The 19,030-nt window shown below is 71.5% G+C and carries 19 protein-coding genes; 5 read left to right on the forward strand and 14 right to left on the reverse strand.

Annotated features, from left to right (window positions below; all coding sequences use genetic code 11):
• Positions 1-282 precede the first annotated feature (282 nt).
• Together RCO28_RS06980 and RCO28_RS06985 are read right to left on the reverse strand one after the other, a co-directional pair.
• The gene (locus RCO28_RS06980) at positions 283-759 is read right to left on the reverse strand and encodes a molybdenum cofactor biosynthesis protein MoaE (protein ID WP_308940074.1); all 477 of its coding nucleotides are present in this window, start codon (positions 757-759) and stop codon (positions 283-285) included.
• A gap of 207 nt (positions 760-966) precedes the next feature.
• On the reverse strand, positions 967-2,076 hold the full coding sequence (locus tag RCO28_RS06985; RefSeq protein ID WP_308940075.1) for an SDR family oxidoreductase: 1,110 nt from the start codon (positions 2,074-2,076) through the stop codon (positions 967-969).
• A gap of 191 nt (positions 2,077-2,267) precedes the next feature.
• On the opposite strand from RCO28_RS06985, the gene RCO28_RS06990 reads away from it, so the two are divergent.
• A complete protein-coding gene (locus RCO28_RS06990; RefSeq protein ID WP_308940076.1) occupies positions 2,268-3,731 on the forward strand; it encodes a zinc-dependent metalloprotease in 1,464 nt (487 codons plus the stop codon).
• On the forward strand, positions 3,728-4,258 hold the full coding sequence (locus tag RCO28_RS06995; RefSeq protein ID WP_308940077.1) for an NUDIX hydrolase: 531 nt from the start codon (positions 3,728-3,730) through the stop codon (positions 4,256-4,258). The genes RCO28_RS06990 and RCO28_RS06995 overlap by 4 nt, the downstream gene beginning before the upstream one ends.
• A 65-nt stretch (positions 4,259-4,323) precedes the next feature.
• Here RCO28_RS06995 and RCO28_RS07000 read toward each other — a convergent pair whose 3' ends face one another.
• From RCO28_RS07000 to RCO28_RS07015, 4 genes are all read right to left on the reverse strand, one after another.
• The gene (locus RCO28_RS07000) at positions 4,324-5,079 is read right to left on the reverse strand and encodes an AIM24 family protein (protein WP_308940078.1); all 756 of its coding nucleotides are present in this window, start codon (positions 5,077-5,079) and stop codon (positions 4,324-4,326) included.
• Positions 5,080-5,095: 16 nt separating this feature from the next.
• Entirely contained in the window at positions 5,096-5,776 is a 681-nt protein-coding gene (locus tag RCO28_RS07005) for an AIM24 family protein (RefSeq protein WP_282532960.1), read from the reverse strand.
• 14 nt (positions 5,777-5,790) lie between these two features.
• Positions 5,791-7,545, reverse strand: coding sequence for a TerD family protein (locus tag RCO28_RS07010; RefSeq protein WP_308940079.1), 1,755 nt, complete (start codon positions 7,543-7,545; stop codon positions 5,791-5,793).
• A gap of 256 nt (positions 7,546-7,801) precedes the next feature.
• Complete coding sequence (locus tag RCO28_RS07015) at positions 7,802-8,419, reverse strand: M48 family metallopeptidase (RefSeq protein ID WP_308940080.1); 618 nt, start codon at positions 8,417-8,419, stop codon at positions 7,802-7,804.
• Positions 8,420-8,744: 325 nt separating this feature from the next.
• Between RCO28_RS07015 and RCO28_RS07020 the strand changes: the two genes are divergently transcribed.
• The gene (locus RCO28_RS07020; RefSeq protein WP_308940081.1) at positions 8,745-9,998 is read left to right on the forward strand and encodes a ThiF family adenylyltransferase; all 1,254 of its coding nucleotides are present in this window, start codon (positions 8,745-8,747) and stop codon (positions 9,996-9,998) included.
• 41 nt (positions 9,999-10,039) lie between these two features.
• Entirely contained in the window at positions 10,040-11,464 is a 1,425-nt protein-coding gene (locus tag RCO28_RS07025) for an AarF/ABC1/UbiB kinase family protein (RefSeq protein WP_308940082.1), read from the forward strand.
• 55 nt (positions 11,465-11,519) lie between these two features.
• Here RCO28_RS07025 and RCO28_RS07030 read toward each other — a convergent pair whose 3' ends face one another.
• From RCO28_RS07030 to RCO28_RS07050, 5 genes are all read right to left on the reverse strand, one after another.
• Entirely contained in the window at positions 11,520-11,726 is a 207-nt protein-coding gene (locus RCO28_RS07030; protein ID WP_308940083.1) for a hypothetical protein, read from the reverse strand.
• 231 nt (positions 11,727-11,957) lie between these two features.
• Positions 11,958-12,284, reverse strand: coding sequence for a hypothetical protein (locus tag RCO28_RS07035; protein WP_308940084.1), 327 nt, complete (start codon positions 12,282-12,284; stop codon positions 11,958-11,960).
• Positions 12,281-12,637, reverse strand: coding sequence for a WhiB family transcriptional regulator (locus tag RCO28_RS07040; RefSeq protein WP_308940085.1), 357 nt, complete (start codon positions 12,635-12,637; stop codon positions 12,281-12,283). The genes RCO28_RS07035 and RCO28_RS07040 overlap by 4 nt, the downstream gene beginning before the upstream one ends.
• A 174-nt stretch (positions 12,638-12,811) precedes the next feature.
• On the reverse strand, positions 12,812-13,141 hold the full coding sequence (locus tag RCO28_RS07045) for a hypothetical protein (protein WP_308940086.1): 330 nt from the start codon (positions 13,139-13,141) through the stop codon (positions 12,812-12,814).
• Positions 13,142-13,310: 169 nt separating this feature from the next.
• Positions 13,311-15,587: an ATP-dependent DNA helicase UvrD2 gene (locus tag RCO28_RS07050; RefSeq protein WP_308940087.1), complete on the reverse strand. Its 2,277-nt coding sequence runs from the start codon at positions 15,585-15,587 to the stop codon at positions 13,311-13,313.
• A 91-nt stretch (positions 15,588-15,678) separates the two neighbouring features.
• Here RCO28_RS07050 and RCO28_RS07055 point away from each other — a divergent pair, with 91 nt between their 5' ends.
• Complete coding sequence (locus tag RCO28_RS07055; protein ID WP_308940088.1) at positions 15,679-15,921, forward strand: mycoredoxin; 243 nt, start codon at positions 15,679-15,681, stop codon at positions 15,919-15,921.
• A gap of 140 nt (positions 15,922-16,061) precedes the next feature.
• Here RCO28_RS07055 and RCO28_RS07060 read toward each other — a convergent pair whose 3' ends face one another.
• The 3 genes from RCO28_RS07060 to RCO28_RS07070 all read right to left on the reverse strand — a co-directional run bounded on the left by RCO28_RS07060 (position 16,062) and on the right by RCO28_RS07070 (position 19,024).
• A complete protein-coding gene (locus tag RCO28_RS07060; RefSeq protein WP_308940089.1) occupies positions 16,062-16,517 on the reverse strand; it encodes an OsmC family protein in 456 nt (151 codons plus the stop codon).
• Between the two features lie 26 nt (positions 16,518-16,543).
• Positions 16,544-17,485: an NAD(+) diphosphatase gene (gene nudC / locus RCO28_RS07065; RefSeq protein WP_282532949.1), complete on the reverse strand. Its 942-nt coding sequence runs from the start codon at positions 17,483-17,485 to the stop codon at positions 16,544-16,546.
• A gap of 102 nt (positions 17,486-17,587) precedes the next feature.
• Positions 17,588-19,024, reverse strand: a complete 1,437-nt coding sequence (locus tag RCO28_RS07070) for a dipeptidase (RefSeq protein WP_308940090.1) — start codon at positions 19,022-19,024, stop codon at positions 17,588-17,590.
• Positions 19,025-19,030: the final 6 nt, after the last annotated feature.

The raw sequence follows: 19,030 nt of genomic DNA on the forward strand, positions 1-19,030 counted from the left end.
ACGCAAGCGCCGCCATGCCGACCTCCCGACCTCATGAGCGACCTCAACCGACTGATCAGCAGATTAACCATCTGCACGGTCAACGCTCGCCTCAGGGGTGCGGTTACGCAACCGGAGCACACTCCCCGACCCCGCGTGTGCAAGGTTCCGCGCCGTGGACCACGGACAACTCACCGATCCGGGCGAGCGTAAAGGGGGCCGTTCGGGCGACGCGGGCGGATCCACCGGGGGTCGTACGGGGCCCGCGCGCGGTCACCCGCTTTCGGGGCGCGCGGGGGCGGATCAGCAGGCGCCGACCCACTCCTCCGTGCCGTCCGAGAAGCGCTGGTGCTTCCAGATCGGCACCTCGTGCTTGAGGTCGTCGATCAGCTTGCGGCAGGCCGCGAACGCCTCCGCGCGGTGCGGGCAGGACACGGCGACGACCACGGCGAGGTCACCCACCGCCAGGTCCCCCACGCGGTGCACCGCGGCCAGCGCGCGCACCGGGAAGTCGGCGACGACCTTGTCGGCCACGCGGCGCATCTCGGCCTCGGCCGTGGGGTGGCAGGAGTACCCGAGCGCGTCCACGTCGGCCCCGCCGTCGTGATTGCGCACCGTGCCCACGAACAGGGCCGTGCCGCCCGCGGTGGGGTCGCCCACGGCCTGGAAGACCTCGTCGAGCGAGAGCGGGGTGTCCCGGATCGCGAGCAGACGGATCGGGTCCGCGTGCTGCTCCGCCGAGGCGTCGAGATCGGGCGTCTGATCGTTCCGTGCTGCCATACCGTCCATGGTGCCGTACGCCACTGACAGGCGGAATAGCGGTTTCGACCGGTCGTACGGGGCTGCTCTAGGAGAGAGATACAGGGAGGAGGCCCGACGGGGGCCCGCAAACTGCACAGTCGAGCACGGGTTCGACCGCACCATCAGGCACTACAGAAGAAGTGCCCGCCCCGCCGGAGCCGCGCCGCTGGGTCCCGGGCCCCTCCGCTAGATCCCGCGCCTCCTCCGCGCCCTGCGGACCACCGCCGCCGCGCCGAGCAGGGCCACCGTCGCGCCCGCCGCACCCGCGGCCGTCGCGTCCTTGCGGCCGAGGCGGCGGCCCGCCACGGTGTGCCGCCCGGAGACCTCCTCCAGGAGCTCGGCGAGCACCTCCTCGTTCGTCCACTGCGGACGCCAGCCCGCCTCGTGCAGACCGGTGCCGCTGACCACCCACGGGTACATCGTGTACGCGAGGTCGCCCGCCGGGGACGGCGTGAGGCCGATGCGGTGCAGTCGCGCGGCCGCACCGAGGGCGACCGTGGAGGGCAGTTCCATGCGGCGGATCCCGCTCAGCTCCTCGACCTCCTCCTGTTCCAGCCACCCGTCACAGCCGACGGCCACCTCGCCCTCGACCTTTTCCAGTACGGCGTACTCCAGCGCACTGCACAGGTCCTCGACGTGACAGAACTGCCAGACAGGACGCGAACCCGCCACTACAAGAAGACGGGGCGATTCGAAGTAGCGCGTCAGGGCCGTGTCCGTACCGCCGACCAGGACGGCCGGGCGCAGAACCGTCACATTGAGGCCGGGGTGGGCGCGCGGCGCACGGCGCGCGAGGCGCTCGATCTCCAGGAGGTCGCCCACCCCCGTCGCCTCGGCGGTGGCCCGCAGCTCGGCGTCCTCCGACAGCGGCAGCTCGTTGTCCTCCAGGGCGCCGTAGACCATCGCCGACGTGCACAGCACGACCCGGTGCACGCCGGCCGCGGCAGCCGCGGTGAGCACCGTCTGCGTACCGCGGACGTTGTACGCGGTACGCGCCGCGGCGTCCGACTCCAGGTCGAGGTCGAGCGCCAGGTGCACGACGACGTCCGCGCCGCGCAGCTTCTCCGCGATGGACGGGTCCCGGACGTCGAGGATGTGCCACTGCGCCTCCGCGCAGTCGCCGCGCCGCTCGTCTATGGCCACGACCTGCTTGATCTCGGCCGAGGCCGCGAGGCGCTCGGCGAGCAGCGCTCCCATGCCCGAGGCGGCGCCGGTCACGGCGACGACGGGGCCGCGGGCGGCGGGTGGGGTTGAGCGGTTTCGCGCTGCGCGAACCTGCGGATCTGGGGAACTCACCAGGCGTCTCCAGCGGTTGTCTTCAGTACGTGCGCGGTCGCCGCGTGCGTACCAGGTGGCATCCATCCTGCCGCAGCCCGGAAGCCGGCGGAGCACCGAGCCCGGAAGCGGTGTCGGTGTCTACGCTGGATGACAAAGTCGGGCAGACGCCGTCGGCACGAAGTCGGCGGCCCAACGAGCCGAGGATTCCCGTGAGTGACACCCCATTCGGATTCGGCCTTCCGCCGGAGGAGCCGGAGAACGGCGACGAGGGCAAGAAGAAGGACCAGCAGGGCGGTGGTGGCCAGGACGGCCCGGCGAACCCGTTCGGCTTCGGCGGCTTCCCCGGCGCCGGCGCCCCCGGCGGTGGCGACAACCCCTTCGCCGCCATGTTCGGGAACATGAACCCGAACGACCTGGGCGCGGCCTTCCAGCAGCTCGGCCAGATGCTGTCGTACGAGGGCGGCCCGGTGAACTGGGACATGGCCAAGCAGATCGCCCGCCAGGTGGTGTCCCAGGGCACCGCGGACGGCACGAAGGACGCGAGCGTCGGCCCCGCCGACCGCAGCGCCGTCGAGGAGGCCGTGCGCCTGGCCGACCTGTGGCTGGACGGCGTGACGTCCCTGCCGTCCGGCGCCGGATCCGCCGTCGCGTGGTCCCGCGCGGAGTGGGTCGAGGCGACCCTTCCGGTGTGGCAGGAGCTGGTCGACCCGGTCGCCGAGCGGGTCGGCTCGGCCATGGGTGACGTCCTGCCCGAGGAGATGCAGGCCATGGCGGGCCCGCTGATCGGCATGATGCGCTCCATGGGCGGCGCCATGTTCGGGCAGCAGATCGGACAGGCCGTCGGCGCGCTCGCGGGCGAGGTCGTCGGCTCCAGCGACGTCGGCCTTCCGCTCGGCCCGGCCGGCAAGGCCGCGCTGCTTCCGGTGAACATCGAGGCGTTCGGCAAGGACCTGAGCGTCGACCTGAACGAGGTGCGGCTCTACCTCGCCCTGCGCGAGGCCGCCCACCAGCGCCTCTTCGCGCACGTGCCGTGGCTGCGGTCGCATCTGTTCGGCGCCGTCGAGGGGTATGCGCGCGGCATCAAGGTCGACACCTCGAAGCTGGAGGACGTGGTCGGCCAGTTCGACCCGCAGAACCCCGAGGAGATCCAGCAGGCGCTCCAGCAGGGCATGTTCCAGCCCGAGGACACCCCGGAGCAGAAGGCCGCCCTCGCCCGTCTGGAGACGGCGCTCGCGCTCGTCGAGGGCTGGGTCGACGCCGTGGTCCACGAGGCCGCCAAGGACCGGCTGTCGTCGGCCGCCGCGCTGCGCGAGACGCTGCGCCGTCGCCGTGCCTCGGGCGGGCCCGCGGAGCAGACCTTCGCCACGCTGATCGGCCTCGAGCTGCGTCCGCGCCGGCTGCGGGACGCCTCGCGCCTGTGGGCGTCGCTCACCGACGCGCGCGGGGTGGACGGCCGCGACGGCCTGTGGGAGCACCCGGACATGCTGCCGACGGCCGAGGACCTGGACGACCCGGACGGCTTCGTGCACCGCGAGCAGCTGGACTTCTCCGAGCTGGACAAGATGCTCGGCGAGGCCGCGGGCGGCTCCTCCCGCACCAAGCCCGACCTCAAGAAGGACACCGCGAGCGACGACCAGGCCGACGAGAACGACGAGGACGACAGCAGCAAGTGAGCCTCCACGACGACGCGATCCTCGTACTCAAGGCGTACGAACGGGACGGCGAGCAGGGCGAGTTGCGCACCGCCTACCTCGATCACCTGGCGGCGCGCCCGGACGGTATGTGGAAGGCCTGCGAGGCGGGGCACATCACGGCGAGCGCGCTCGTCGTTGACCCGTCGCGCGGCCGGGTGCTGCTGACCCTGCACAAGAAACTGCGGATGTGGCTGCAGATGGGCGGGCACTGCGAGCCGGGCGATGACACGCTCGCGGCCGCGGCCCTGCGCGAGGCGACGGAAGAGTCCGGCATCGAGGGCCTGACGCTCCTCCCGGGCGGCCCCGTCACCCTGGACCGGCACCCGATCCCGGCGCCCTGCAACTGGCATCTCGACGTGCAGTACGCCGCGCTGGCCCCGGTCGACGCGGTGGAGGCGATCAGCGACGAGTCGCTCGACGTGCGCTGGTTCGCGTACGACGAGGTGGCGGGCGTGGCCGACGCGTCGGTCGTACGCCTGTTGGAGGCGACGCGCGCGGCGCTGTGACGCGCTGAGCATGGGTAAGGGGCGGTCGCCTGGCGACCGCCCCTTACCCATGCGCTACAGGAGGGTTACTCCCAGGCGTTGCCGCGGTTCTGTCCGCGGGCGCCCTGCTGGCCCATGCCGTACTGCGCGGCCACACCGCCGCCGATGACGGCGTTCTGCGGCGGGAGCAGTTCGCTGGGCTGGACGAGCGCGAAGCCGTTGCCCATGAAGCTGAGCTCCCAGCCCTCGCCGGTGTTGCCGCGGCGGCGGCGCACGCCCGAGGAGTGCGTCTGCGCCTGCATCTGCACCCGCAGGGAGTTGGACCAGGCGACGATCGCGTCCGCGTCGGCGTTGACGTACTTCTCCGGCGTGACCTGCAGCATCAGCGGCTGGCCCGACGTCATCAGGGCGACCTTGCCGCTGCCCGTGATGTTGAGCTGGTACTTGCCGGAGCCGGAGATGCCGAACTGGCTGTCCACAGCGATGACTTCGGTGTGCAGCTGGGAGTCGAGCGCGAGGACATAGCTGCTGTCCACGGTCAGGCCCTGCTGGTCGATGTCGACGATGTGGATGTACTGCGCGAGGTTGGCGAGGTAGACCGTGCCCTGCCCGGAGCAGCGCATCAGGTCCAGGCCCTCACCGGTGTTGGCGCGGGCGCGCCGCTGCCCCTGTGACTGGTACTCGCCGTCGAACTCCATGAGGCCCTGGTAGGCCACCATGGCGCCCTTGCGGGCGAGGATGTCGTCGTGCCCCTCCAGGGAGACCCGCAGCATCTGCGGGTTCTGGATCGCGTAGCGCTCCTGGGTCTGCTGCTCGGTGTGAGCGAAAAGCGGGCTCTGCATGGTGTGTTCGCTCCCCCTAGCCCCGGATCCGGAGACGGTCGCTGCTGTCCTCACTGGGCTGTACGACGACGATTCCCTGACCCGAGAAGGCCATCTGGTACGCCTCGCCGCTGCCCCGGCCGATCATCGAGGAGGCCTTGAAGCTGCGCTTGCCCTTCACCTTGAGGTTCGGGGACCAGGCCACCAGGGCGTCCGGGTCGACGTACGTCTCGTCCTCGCCGCTTCCGCAGTCGACGACGATCGGGGCGCCGCGCGAGGTCAGCGCGACCCAGCCCTGGCCGCCGAGCTTGACGTTCCACAGGCCCTGTCCGGCGAACTTGGCGAGGCCCTTGACGCGTTCGACGCCCCACTGGAGGCTCGCGTCGAAGGCCAGCAGGTTGGTGCCGTTCACCGAGAGCGCTTCGCCGTTGAGGTTGATGACGACGACGTCCGCGCCGTAGTCGGCGAGGTAGAGCATGCCGTCGCCGCTGGCCTTCATCAGCGGCGTGCCCTCACCGGTGATCCACTGCCCGGCGATCTGCCGCACGGCCGGCGGGTTCGGCTCGTACTGGACGAAGCCCTCGTACGCGACCATCGAGCCGGTACGCGCGAAGAGGTCCTGTCCGGACTGCATGGCGATCTTCACCATGCTGCGGCCGTGATTCTCCATCCGGGCCGCGACGGGGGTCGGGGCGAAGCCCGCGAGCTGCTGGTTCATTGACTTCGCTCCCCTTAGATCTCGTAGGGCTGGACGACGACGAAGTTGCTGCCGGGCGCACCGCGGAACTGGAGGTTCACGGTCTCGCCGCTGTGGCCCGGGAAGGCCTGGCGGCGCAGCCGCACCTGGCTGGAGATGATCACCTGTGCGGTGGCGGACCAGGCCACGACGGAGTTGGCGTCCACGAACGTGGTCGGCGTGACCGGCAGCACCACAGGGGTGCCCTTGGTCTTCACGATCACCGTGCCAGTGCCCTGGAACTGCATCGTGAACAGCGCGCCGCCGGGGATGCCGTGGCCCTCGATCCTGCGGACCTCGTGCTGGAGCGACTCGTCGAACGCCATCACGTTCTCCGCGGAGACGCAGATCGCGTCGCCCTGGAGCTCGATCGGGTGCAGATGGGCCTCGTTCTCCGCGAGGAAGACCTGGCCGCGGCCGGTGCAGCGCATCAGCTGCATCTCCTGGCCGGTGGCGTTGCCCACGATGCGGCCGGCGAATCCGGCGCCCTTGTAGCTGAATTCGACCTTGCCCTGGTAGAGCACCATGCTGCCCTGGCGGGCGAGTACGGGCTGGTCACCGGCGGCACCGAGGTCGACGCGGACCAACTGCTCGTTCTGCTGCGTCCAGCGCTGGCCGGTGGGCACTTCGCGGTACTTCTGCAGCGCGACGGCGACACCGCCGGGACCGCCGCCCTGAGGGACGCCCTGGGGGACGCCTTGGGGCTGGCCGTACGGGGACGGGGCGCCGGGCGGCTGCTGGCCGGGGAATCCGGCGGGGGGCTGCTGGCCGTAGCCGGGCGGCGGCGGGGCCTGGCCGGGCGGCATCTGGCCCGGGACCTGGCCGAACTGCGGCTGCTGGGGCGCCTGCGGCGCGGGAGCGGCCTGGCCCGGCTGTCCGTACCCGGGCGGCATGGGCGGGGCCTGACCCGGCGCGGGTGCGATGGGCGCGGCGATGGTCGGCTGCGCGTGCACATCCGGCTGAGCGGGCGCGGGGGGCGGATTGGCTCCACCGGGCGGCGGTGCGAACCCCTGGGCAGGCTGCGGTGCTTGGGGCGCCTGCGGGGCGGGCTCGGGAGCCGGGGCCGGGGCGGGTGCGCCCTGGGGCGCGCCGAAGGACGGGGCCGGGGCGGGCGCGGGCCCTGCCGGGGCGCCGAACGACGGGGCGGGTGCCGCTCCGCCGGGCGGCGCGGCGAAACCGGGTGCGGCGCCGCCCTGCGGCTGGGGCGCGGCGGCCGGCTCCTCCTCGGCGACCTCGCCGCCGAAGTTCTTCAGCAGGGCGTCGAGCCCGCCGTCGAACCCCTGGCCCACGGCGGCGAACCGCCACACGTCCTTGAGGTAGAAGTCGCCCAGCATCACGGCGCGTTCGGTGCTGAACTCCGAGCCGTCGAAGGCGTACCGCGCGACCTCTTCGCCGCCCGCGACGATCCGGACGTATCCGGGCGCGACCTGCGACATCTGGCCGGCGCCGTCGATCGTCGCTGTGAAGGACAGCTTCTGGATCTGCGGCGGAATCCGGTCGAGGGTGACGCGGAAGGACTCCGTGTCCCCGGCCTGGGCGCCGAGGAGCTGAATGGACTCCTCCGGCGACTTCGGCTGGTTGAAGAACACGAAATAACGGTCGTCCGAGAGCTGTTCGTTGGCGTCGAGGCCGAAGCAGCTGATGTCGAACGTCAGCCCCGGGGCGTTGATCTGCACGCCTACGTACAGATCGGTGCCCGAGGTCAGGTCACTGATCTTGGCCTTGTGGCCGCGTTGGAATTCCCTGGCCATGCGTAACGACCGTCCCCCATCCCGAATGTGAATGCGTCGCGCCAGGCTAACCGCTAACGCTGACAACGAGCCAAGCCGGGACCGACCCGGTACACAATCGCTGCCTGCGGCGTCACCCTGCGCTCACAGGTGTTACACAACGCGCGCGTGCAGGGCGTTTTCCCGACGCTCGGCATCGGCTCTGCATCCGCTCGCGACATCCGCTCGACATCCGTGAGAACCAGAGACCGAACGGACGCGCAGCCATGCGTAGGCGTCACACCTCGCGCGTGCCCGGCTGTTCGCCGCGCGCCGCCGGCAGATGCGGAAGCCGTTCGGCCGCGACGACCCCTTCCAGGTAGCCACGGGCCCGTTCGGTACGCGGATACGCCTCGAGGAGTCGCCAGAAGCGCGGCCCGTGACCGGGGACCAGCAGATGCGCCAGCTCGTGCAACAGGACGTAGTCGATGACGTATTCGGGCATCCCCTGCAGCCGGTGCGAGAGGCGGATGCTGCCCTCGGCAGGAGTGCACGAACCCCAGCGCGTGTTCTGGTTGGTGACCCAGCGGACCGAGCTCGGGCGGGCCCTCCCCTGGAAGAACTGCTCGGAGAGCATCCCTGCGCGCTCGGCCAGCTCCGCGTCGCCGAGGAGCCTCTTACTCTCTTGCGCGGCGAGCTTGTCGAGCATCACGCCGACCCAGCGCTGCTCCTCCGCCTCGGACATCCGCGCGGGGATGAGCACGATCGTGCGGTCGCCCTCGCGGTACGCCGAGACCGTTCGCCGCCTTCTCGCGCTGCGTCTCACCTCGACCGCGCTCACCGCCGAGCCGCGTGGCGGCTGGCTTTGCGGGCTGCGCTCAGAGCTCTCGGCGCGCTGCGGTACGTCGGCGGGCACGCCCCGACGTTACCCGCTGGCGCCAGGGGAAGTCCCGACTCCGGCAGGGTTCCCGGCCGATCCGCACGCCCCGGCCAAGATTTGTACGACTAATCCCCCTCGCCTGTGGACAACTCGCGGCACCGTGTCGACGGGACGGGCATGCTGGCAGCGGCTCGGGGGACGAGCGCGGCCGACTCGCATCGGTCGCGCTCGGCTGCACCCATCGGGCCGCACGGTCGCGTCGGCTGCCACGGGAGAGCAGCCGACGCGACCGAACACTCCAGACATTCACGGCATTTCAGGTTTATCGGTTGGGCCACGCGGACCAGAACGGGGGACGGTCATGCATCCGAGGGTGAAGCCCGCACTACGGCGCGGCTGGCGGGACTTGACGACGGTGCAGTTCGGCGTGGCCCGCGCCCACGCCGTGGTCCTCGGCCCGATGGATCCCGCGACGGCCGGCCTCCTCGACCTGATCGACGGCACCCGCGGGCCGGCGATGCTCCGCGAGGAGGGAGAGCGCCTGGGCCTGCCGCACAGCCACGTCGACCAACTCCTCTCCCGCCTCACCGAAGCGGGCCTCCTGGACGATGCGACAGGCGGCGGCGAGCCGGCGCACGCGCTGCGCCAACGCACGGAAGTCCTCGACCGGCTGCGCCCCGACCTCGCCTCGCTCAGCCTCACCGACCGCGAACCGACAGGCGGCATAAGGAGGTTGACGGCGAGGCGCGGGATGCGCGTACAGGTGCGCGGAGCCGGCCGGGTGGGCGCGACGATCGCCGCCTTGCTGGCGGGCGCGGGCGTCGGCCGGGTCGACGTCCTGGACGGTGGCCGCGTCGAGGCCTCCGACGTGGCACCCGGAGGCTTTCCCGCCGAGGCGGTCGGGGAGCGCAGGGACGAGTCCGCGCGACGTCTCGTACGTCGATGCGCACCCCAGCGCGCACCGCGCCGGGCACGGCCTTTCCGCACGGCCCGCTCGCCATTCGCGGAGCTGCCGTCGACGGCCAAGGGGGCCGGTGCGGCCACCGATACGGCGGGCGGTGGAGAACCGTACGCGGATCCCGGGCTCTCGCTGGTCGTCATCGCCCCGCGGGACGGCCTCGCCGCGTACGCCCCCGACCCTCGGCTCTCCACCCCTGTCATGGAGTCGGGCACGCCGCATCTCTACGCGGGAGTCATCGAGGGCACTGGCGTGGTGGGCCCGCTGGTGCTGCCGGGGGCGTCGGCCTGCGCGGGCTGCCTCGACCTCGGCCGCGCGGAGCGGGACCTGGCGTGGCCGCGGATGCTGGCACAGTGGCGGTCGGGGCGGTCCCGTCCGGTGCAGGCCTGCGACCTGGGCCTTGCGACGACGGTCGCGGGGCTCGCGGCCACCCACGCGCTGGCGTTCCTCGACGGCGGCCTGCCGGCCAGTACGGGCACGCGCTGGGAGCTCCCGCTCCCGGAGCTGGACTGGCGACCGGAGCCGGTGGGCCCGCATCGCGAATGCCCCTGCGGCGCTGCCCGACGGAGGAACCCGCTGGGCGAGTGGGAGCGTGTGATGGATGAGAGGGAGGACACCTCCAAAGAAGGCGAACCGCACGAGACAATGGCCGGGTGAGCGTCGAATGCGGCGTGGCAGTCTGGGTTTTGGAGGGGCGCATGTCTGATCTTCCCCGGAAGGCGGTTACCCGTACCGCCAAGCTGGCCGCGCTGCCCCTCGGCATCGCGGGTCGGGCCACCTGGGGCCTCGGCAAGCGGATCGGCGGGAAGTCCGCCGAGATCGTGGGGCGCGAGCTGCAACAGCGCACCGCCGAGCAGCTGTTCAAGGTGCTCGGCGAGCTGAAGGGCGGCGCCATGAAGTTCGGGCAGGCGCTGTCCGTCTTCGAGTCGGCACTGCCCGAGGAGGTCGCCGGCCCGTATCGGGCGGCGCTCACGAAGTTGCAGGAGGCTGCGCCGCCGATGCCGACGGCCACAGTGCACTCGGTGCTTGAGGAGCGGCTCGGGGACGACTGGCGCGAGCATTTCCTGGAGTTCGAGGACAAACCGGCCGCGGCCGCGTCGATCGGCCAGGTGCACCGGGCGGTGTGGCACGACGGCCGGGAGGTCGCGGTCAAGGTGCAGTACCCCGGAGCGGGCGAGGCTCTGCTGTCGGACCTGACCCAACTGAGCAGGTTCGCCAAGCTTCTTGGCCCGCTCATCCCGGGCATGGACATCAAGCCCTTGATCACGGAGCTGCGCGACCGCGTCGCGGAGGAGCTGGACTACGAGTTGGAGTCCCAGGCTCAGCAGGAGCACGCCCGGGAGTTCGCGAATGATCCCGATGTGTTCGTCCCCGAGGTGCTGCACCAGAGCGAGAAGGTGCTGGTGACCGAGTGGATCGACGGCATACCCCTGTCCGAGGTGATCGCCGAAGGCACCGAGGAGCAGCGGGACAGGGCGGGCCAACTCCTGGCCCGTTTCCTCTTCTCCGGCCCGGCCCGCACCGGACTCCTGCACGCCGACCCGCACCCGGGGAACTTCCGGCTGCTGCCCGCCGACGAGGGTGACGAGGACGGCGAGTGGAAGCTCGGCGTCCTCGACTTCGGCACGGTCGACCGCCTGCCCGGCGGGCTGCCCCCGACCATCGGCCACTGCCTGCGAATGACCCTGGAGGGCGAGGCCGAGGCGGTCTACGAGCTGTTGCGCGGCGGAGGCTTCGTCAAGGAGGACATCGAGCTCGACCCCGACGCGGTCCTCGAGTACCTGCTGCCGATCATCGAGCCGGCCCAGGTCGACGCGTTCACGTTCACCCGGGACTGGATCCGCAGTCAGGCGGCGCGGATAGCGGATCCGCGATCTCCGGCACACCAGTTGGGCAAGCAGCTGAACCTGCCGCCCTCGTATCTGCTGATACACCGCGTGACGCTCAGCACGATCGGCGTCCTGTGTCAGCTGGGGGCCACGGTCCGGCTGCGGGACGAACTCGAGTCCTGGCTGCCGGGGTTCCTGGCCGAGAACGAGACGGCGGACGAGACAGGGGACGGGACGACCGAGGCACCTGAGGAGTGCGAGCCGATCGCGGACGGTACTGCCGCTCAGGCCTGAGGCTGAGCCGTGCCGACGCCAACCGTACTGGCGGTACAGGTAGTACTGGCCATGCTCACCACCAGGAGGAGTCCAGGCGGCCCTCGATGGCCCTGAGGTGGGTCCGGGCGCAGTCGTCGCAGAAGTAGCGGCGCATTCCGTCCTCCACGGAGCAGGTCCAGTTGGTGACCTGCTCGCCCTCCGCGCGAGCGCCGCAGCGGGAACACACCACGCTCTCGGCACCCGGCTGCTGTTCAGCTGAGTGATGAGTTCGAGGGTCCATAACGCGACGGTACCGCCGTGTCCGGAGGTCCGTGAGCACAACGCACCGCGGAGGCCGCTCCGTTCGGAACGGCCGCCGCGGGAGTCGGCATCGCAGGCGGGCGCCGGGCTGCCCGGCGCCCGCCTGCGTCACCTCACGCCACGTCTCACCTCACGCCACGACTCACCTCACGCCACGTCTCAGGTGACGTCTCAGGTCACGTCTCACCATGAGACGTGTCGTCGTCGCTCGTCAGTTCATGACGGCCATGGCCAGCGCGCGGCGCGCACGCAGCGAGGCGCGCTCGGCGCGACGCTGCATCCGACGGGCGCTGATCAGCCGCACCGCCTGGCGGTCGGCGTCCGCCTCGCGCATGCGCTCATGCATATGCGCGCGTGCCAGGGCTTCGGGTTGGAGTTGCATCTCACGGGTCCTGTTCTGACGCGAGGAGATCGCGCCGGATTCTGCAGTGGTCTCTGGGATCGCGGAGCCGACGGGCTCACTGGCGAAGGGCTTCATCGGGGCCTGCTTCATGGGGTCGTGCGTCAGGGGGCGGTCGATGGTTCCGGAGGCGTTCATGCGGCGACCGGGTTCTTGCGCGGGCGACCACGCGGCCGCTTGCGGGCAACGACCACGCCCTGGACGAAGAGCTCGCCACCCCAGACGCCCCACGGCTCACGCCGCTCCTTGGCGCCGGCGAGGCAGGCCTCCATCAGCGGGCAGGTGCGGCAGAGCGACTTGGCGTACTCGACGTCGGCCGGCGACTCGGCGAAGAAGACCTCCGGGTCGTAGCTACGGCAGGGGACGGGTACGCCGAGGTTCTCGATGGCGTCGTCGAGCGCAGTGAGCGGAGTCAAGGTCTTCTCCTGAAGGCCGGGCGGGGGGAGCGTCTCTGAAGGCGGTACGGACGGGGCGTGCGTTTCGGTCTGCACGGTTCGTGTCTTCCTCGTCTGGTCGTTCCGGCCGGTCGGCCGGGTGGCGGCTTGGTACCAGGTGCTGCAAGTCCGTCGGCCCCTTCGTCCCGCTCTCCCCGTTCGGAGAAAACAGAAGGGCCGCGGATCCCGGGTGGGGTTCCGCGGCCCTGAAGGCGCCGGCCTGATCGTCGATCAGGCTGGATCACTCCAGGGTTCGAGCCCGCGGAAGGCCCACATGTGCTGCTGCGTCGTCGTCTGCTTCCGGAGTCCGGCACCGGCTGCCGCAAAGGCATAGGCCTGCGCCTGTGCCGCTGCTACTGCTGCTTCCGGTGCCTTGGTCGGTCGCTCATTGCGCTCGCTCAGGGAAAGGAACGCGTGGGACAGGGAGGCCGGACGCGCGGCGGAGAGGCCGACGGGCAGACCGGTGCCCTGGTGCGAGAGACCGAGCGGGCAGGTGGCGACGACCGAGCGATCGGTCATTTTGACGACGTTGCTGTTGAAGCTGGTGTTGATGCTGATCACTGGAATCGCCTCCTCTCGGCGTCTCGGGAACCGGCGCGAACCGGTCCGCTGGCGTACAAGGTTTAAGTACAGCACGGAACCAGGGCTTCGGAGAAGCCGCTGTTTCCGTGGTTAAGAACCTATGGGGATTGCTGCGGCGTACGCAAACTATTTTTTCGACGAGTTTGTATCAGTCACCGTCGTCTGCTCCTCCAAGTCCGAGCGGACGCTCCTCACCTGCGCAGATGGCCAGAACATCGGCTCCGAAGCGGCCCAGTTTGCGGGCTCCGACGCCGGGGATGCGGGACAGTTCGGCCTCGGACTCGGGAACCTGCTCGGCGATGGCGATCAAGGTCTTGTCCGTGAAGACGCAGAACGCGGGCTGACCGAGCTCGGCCGCCTCGTGGGCGCGCCAGATGTGCAGGCGGTCGTACACCCCCTCGTCCATGTCCGAGGGGCAGTCCTCGCAGCGCATCAGCTTCATCTCGCCAGCGGTGCTGAGGGTGCGGCCGCAGACGCGGCACAGGACCGGGCCGCGGGGCTTGCGGTTGCGGGCCGGAGCGCGCTCGACACCGCCGGCCACCGAGGACGTACGCGGAGCCGCCGCGGCGGCCGAGCCCGTGCGCAGGCCGTTGAGGAAGCGGCTCGGGCGCCGGGAGGCACGGCCGCCCGGCGAGCGGGCCAGCGCCCACGACAGGGAGAGGTGCGCGCGGGCACGGGTGATGCCGACGTAGAGCAGGCGGCGCTCCTCCTCGATCTGCTCGTCGGTCTTGGCGTAGGCGATGGGGAGCATGCCCTCGGTGAGGCCGGCGAGGAAGACGGCGTCCCATTCGAGGCCCTTCGCGGCGTGCAGCGAGGCCAGGGTGACGCCCTCGACGGTGGGGGCGTGCTGGGCGCCCGCCCGCTCGTCCAGCTCGGCGACCAGGTCCGCGAGCGTCGCCTGCGGCCGGGCGCGGGCGAAGTCCTCCGCGAGGCGCACGAGGGCGGCCAGGGACTCCCAGCGGTCCCGCACGGCACCGGAACCCGCCGGGGGCTGGTTCGTCCAGCCCTTCGTGGACAGCACGGCGCGGACCTGGGACGGCACGTCCACCGCGTCGTCGAGCAGGGCGTCGTTGGCGCCGAAGCGGGCCGCGCCGCGCAGGGCCGCGCCCGCCTCCCGCACCTCGGTGCGCTCGAAGAAGCGCTCGGCGCCGCGGAGTTGGTACGGGATGCCCGCGTCGGCCAGCGCCTGTTCGTAGAGCTCGGACTGGCCGTTCGTACGGAAGAGGACCGCGATCTCGCTGGCGGGGACGCCGGAGTCGAGGAGCTTGCGGATGCGGCGGGCGGTGCCTTCGGCCTCCGAGGGCTCGTCTCCGTACTCCGTGTAGCTCGGGTCCGGGCCCGCTTCGCGCTGGGAGACCAGCTCCAGGCGGTGCTCGGCGGCACGGCCGTGGGCCTGGGCGAGGACGCTGTTGGCGAGGTGGACGACCTGGGGCGTCGAACGGTAGTCGCGGATCAGCTTGACCAGCGTGGCCTGGGGGTGGCGGTTCCGGAAGTCCAGGAGGTGGTCGGGGGTGGCGCCGGTGAAGGAGTAGATCGTCTGGCTGGCGTCGCCGACCACGCACAGGCTGTCCCGCTCCCCGAGCCACAGCTCCAGGAGGCGCTGCTGGAGCGGGCTGACGTCCTGGTACTCGTCCACCACGAAGTGCTGGTACTGGGCGCGGACCTGTTCCGCGATGTCGTACCGGTCCTGGAGGACTCCGACTGTGAGGAGCAACACGTCCTCGAAGTCGATGACGCCGCGGTCTCGCTTCAGCTCTTCGTATGTCGCGTAGATCTGGGAGATCTCGGCGGGGTCGCGCGGGACCTCGCGGCCGGACTTGACCGCGGCCGCCGCGTAGTCGCCGGGGACGGTCTGGGTGACCTTGGACCACTCGATCTCGCCGGTGACGTCCCGCAGTTCGTTGCGGTCGAGGCGGATGCGGCAGCGGGCGGCGGCGTCGGCGACCAGCTGCACCTTCCGCTCCAGGAGGCGGGGCAGCTCGCCACCGACGGCTTTCGGCCAGAAGTACTGGAGCTGTCGCAGGGCGGCGGAGTGGAACGTACGCGCCTGGACGCCGCTCACTCCGAGCTGGCGGAGGCGGCCGCGCATCTCGCCCGCGGCGCGGTTGGTGAACGTGACGGCCAGGACGCCGTCGGGCCGCAGGATGCCGGCCCGCACTCCGTACGCGATCCGGTGGGTGATCGCGCGCGTCTTGCCCGTACCGGCTCCGGCCAGCACGCACACCGGGCCGTGCAGGGCGGTCGCGACCGCGCGCTGCTCGGGGTCGAGCCCTTCGAGCACGGCGTCCGCGTCCGGCGGCACCGGGGCGTACTGGCCGGCGCCCGGTGCCTGCGAGAAGAGAGTGGAGTGCGTTGCTGCTGTCACCCCGCCATGCTGCCAGGTTCGCGGAGGCGGGCGAGCCGGTTGTCCACAGGCGTGACGCATTGGTCGTACTAATACGGGAATGGAGGCTGCTTCGCTTACGTTCGGTCTGGTGCGACCACGCATCGGACGAGCAATGAGGAGCGCTGGAGACATGCCGGGCACTGTGACGATGTACAGCACCACCTGGTGCGGCTACTGCCGTCGGCTCAAGGGCCAGATGGACCGCGAGGGCATCGCCTACAACGAGATCAACATCGAGCACGACGCGGATTCCGCGGCGTTCGTCGAGAAGGCGAATGGCGGAAACCAGACGGTTCCGACCGTGCTGTTCGAGGACGGCTCGACGCTGACCAACCCGTCGCTGGCCCAGGTCAAGCAGAAGGTCGGCGCCTGAGGCCCGTACCGCCTGGGCCCGAGCCGGCGCTCCGGCTTCTCGGAGACCCCCGCCTTCCCTTTGTGGAGCGGGGGTCTTCGCGTACGGCCTGAGCTCTGAGCCCTGAGCCCTGAGCCCTGGGCCGCCCGGATGTCCTGAGGTCAGTCCTCGCCGCCCGCGACGAAGCCCACCGAGCCGTCCGGCAGGATCGCCTCCACGCGCGCGCCGTGCTCGACGGTGCGGCTGACCGTGCAGTGCTTCTCGTGGGTCAGGCGGACTCCGCGGGCGAAGACGTCGGCGGCGCGGCCGCCGTTGGCGTCGGCGGGGATGTCCAGTTCGTAGCTGACGCGGACCTTGCCGATGCGGCCGTCGTCCTCGGGAGTAGTGACGGATTCCACGACGATGCGCAGGTCGTCGTGGTCCACCGCACGCGCGGTGCGGTCGACGACCAGACCACCGCAGCCGCCGAGCGCCGCGAGCAGCAGCTCCACCGGCGTGAACGACGGCTGGCCCGTCTCGTCGTCGGCGGCCGCCATGCGCACCTCGGCGCCGCGGTCGTTGCGCGCGGTCCACTGGCGGTAGCCGGTGCGGACGGTCTCGATGCGGTAGTCGGCCATGGCGGCGCCCTTCTCTGCGACCTTGATCAGGGTACGGGCCGGGGCAGCGGCCTGCCGTACCAGAGCTCGATGAGGCGGGCGGCGATCGAGATGCCGTACGGCGGCAGGACCTCGCCGGACTCGAAGGCGGCGGCGAGGTCGTCCCGGGAGAACCAGCGGGCCTCCTCGATCTCCTCGCCGTCCACGTCGATCTCCGAGGACGTGGCACGCGCGACGAAGCCCAGCATCAGGCTGGACGGGAACGGCCAGGGCTGGCTCGCCACGTACTCGACGTCCCCGACGGTGACGCCGGCCTCCTCGAAGACCTCGCGGCGGACCGACTGCTCGATGGACTCCCCCGGCTCCACGAAGCCCGCGAGCGTCGAGAAGCGCCCCTCGGGCCAGTGCACCTGGCGGCCGAGCAGGATGCGGTCGTCCTTGTCGGTGACGGCCATTATCACGGCCGGGTCAGTGCGCGGGTAGTGCTCGGCGCCGCAGGCCGGGCAGCGGCGGATGTGGCCCGCGGCGGCGATGACGGTGCGCTCGCCGCAGCGCGAGCAGAAGCGGTGCAGTCGCTGCCAGTTCTCCAGGGCCACGGCGTGCACCATGAGGCCCGCGTCCCGCGGCGACAGGAGCAGTCCGGCCTCCCGCAGGCCCGCGGGCCGCGCCGACTGGTCCATGCGGCCGGGCAGGGAGTCCTTCTGGAGCGCGAAGTAGCTCACGCCCTCGTCGTCGGTGCCCAGGAAGTAGCGGTGGGTCTCGGTGACGGGCGCCTCGAAGGCGGGCGTCGTGACGAGCTCGGTGCGGCCGTCGGGGGTGTCGTCGATCAGCACCTGGCCGCCCGAGACGACGAAGACGCGGGTCGTCGGGTGACTCCAGGCGGCGGCCAGCCACGCCTCGTCGAGCCGGTGGTGGGCGGCGCGGTCGATGCCGCTGGGCGCGGCCAGCGACAGGGGCCGGTCAGCGGTGCGGTCGGTCCAGGTGGTCACAGGTGTTTCCAACTCCCCCGGTGGAACGGGCTGTTCGGCAGGACGGGTACGGCGGTGACGGCGGGGCGTGGGGCGTGGGCCCGCACGTCACGGGCGGCGGGATCAGTCCGGGGCGGGCCCCTCGGGGGTCGTGGTTGCCGACTGCGCAGGCCAGGTCGCGGCGAGATCGCCCCACAGATAGGCGGTGGTTTCGACGCCCTTCAGGAGCAGGTCCAGCTCGACCTTCTCGTTGGGGGCGTGCCAGCCGTCGGACGGCACGGAGATGCCGAGGAACAGCACCGGCGCCTCCAGGACGTCCTGGAGGTCGGCCGCGGGGCCGGATCCGCCCTCGCGCGTGAAGCGGATCGGCTGCTCGAAAGCGCGCCCCATGGCGCGGGACACGGACTGCAGAGCGGGGTGGTCGAGCGGCGTCAGGCACGGGCGCGTGGCGCCGGAGAACGTGATGCTGTGCCCGATCCCGGCGGGCACCTGACCGGCCACCCACGCGCGTACGGCCTGCTCGACCTGGTCGGGGCGCTGCCCGGCCACCAGCCGGAAGGAGAGCTTCAGGAAGGCCGAGGCGGGCACGATCGTCTTGCCGCCCGCGCCCTGGTAGCCGCCGCCCATGCCGTTGACCTCGGCGGTGGGGCGGGCCCAGATCCGCTCGAGCGTCGAGTAGCCGTCCTCGCCGTGCGCCGCGCGCGACTTGGCCGTACGCAGCCACTCCTGCTCGTCGAAGGGCAGCTCGGCGAAGAGTTCGCGCTCGCGGTCGGTGAGCGGCACGATCCCGTCGTAGAAGCCGGGGACCGCCACGCGCGCGTGCTCGTCGTGGAGGGCGGCGGCCAGGCGCGCGGCGGCCGTCGCCGGGTTGGGCACGGCGCCGCCGAACGAGCCGGAGTGGATGTCCTGGTCGGGGCCCGTGAAGGCGACCTCGCACTCGACGAGGCCCCGCATGCCCGTGCACACGGTGGGGGTGGTCTCGGACCACATGCCGGTGTCGGAGACGATCACCGCGTCGGCGGCGAGGCGCTCGGCGCGCTCCTCGACCAGCGCGCGGAAGTGCGGCGAACCGGACTCCTCCTCGCCCTCGATCAGCAGCTTCAGGTGCACGGCGGGGGTGCTGCGCCCGGTGGCGGCGAGGTGGGCGCGTACGCCCAGGGTGTGGAAGAAGACCTGGCCCTTGTCGTCGGCGGCACCGCGCGCGTGCAGCCTGTTTCCGTCGATCACCGGCTCGAAGGGGTCGGTGTGCCAGCCGTCCTCACGGGCGGCGGGCTGGACGTCGTGGTGGCCGTAGACCAGGACGGTCGGGGCGTCCGGTTCGGCGGCGGGCCACTCGGCGAAGACGGCGGGGGCGCCTGCCGTCTCCCAGACCTCGGTGGTCGGGAAGCCGGTGTGCTTGAGCTTGTCGGCCAGCCAGTGCGCGCTGCGGCGTACGTCGTCGGCGTGCTCGGGCTGGGCGGAGACGGACGGGATGCGCAGCCACTCCGCGAGGTCGTCGAGGAAGGCGGCGCGATGCTCTTCGATGTACGCGCGGACGGCGCTGTCCGGGGTGTAGCTCATGCTCTT

It is taken from the genome of Streptomyces sp. LHD-70, from assembly GCF_031157275.1.
GTDB lineage: Bacteria > Actinomycetota > Actinomycetes > Streptomycetales > Streptomycetaceae > Streptomyces.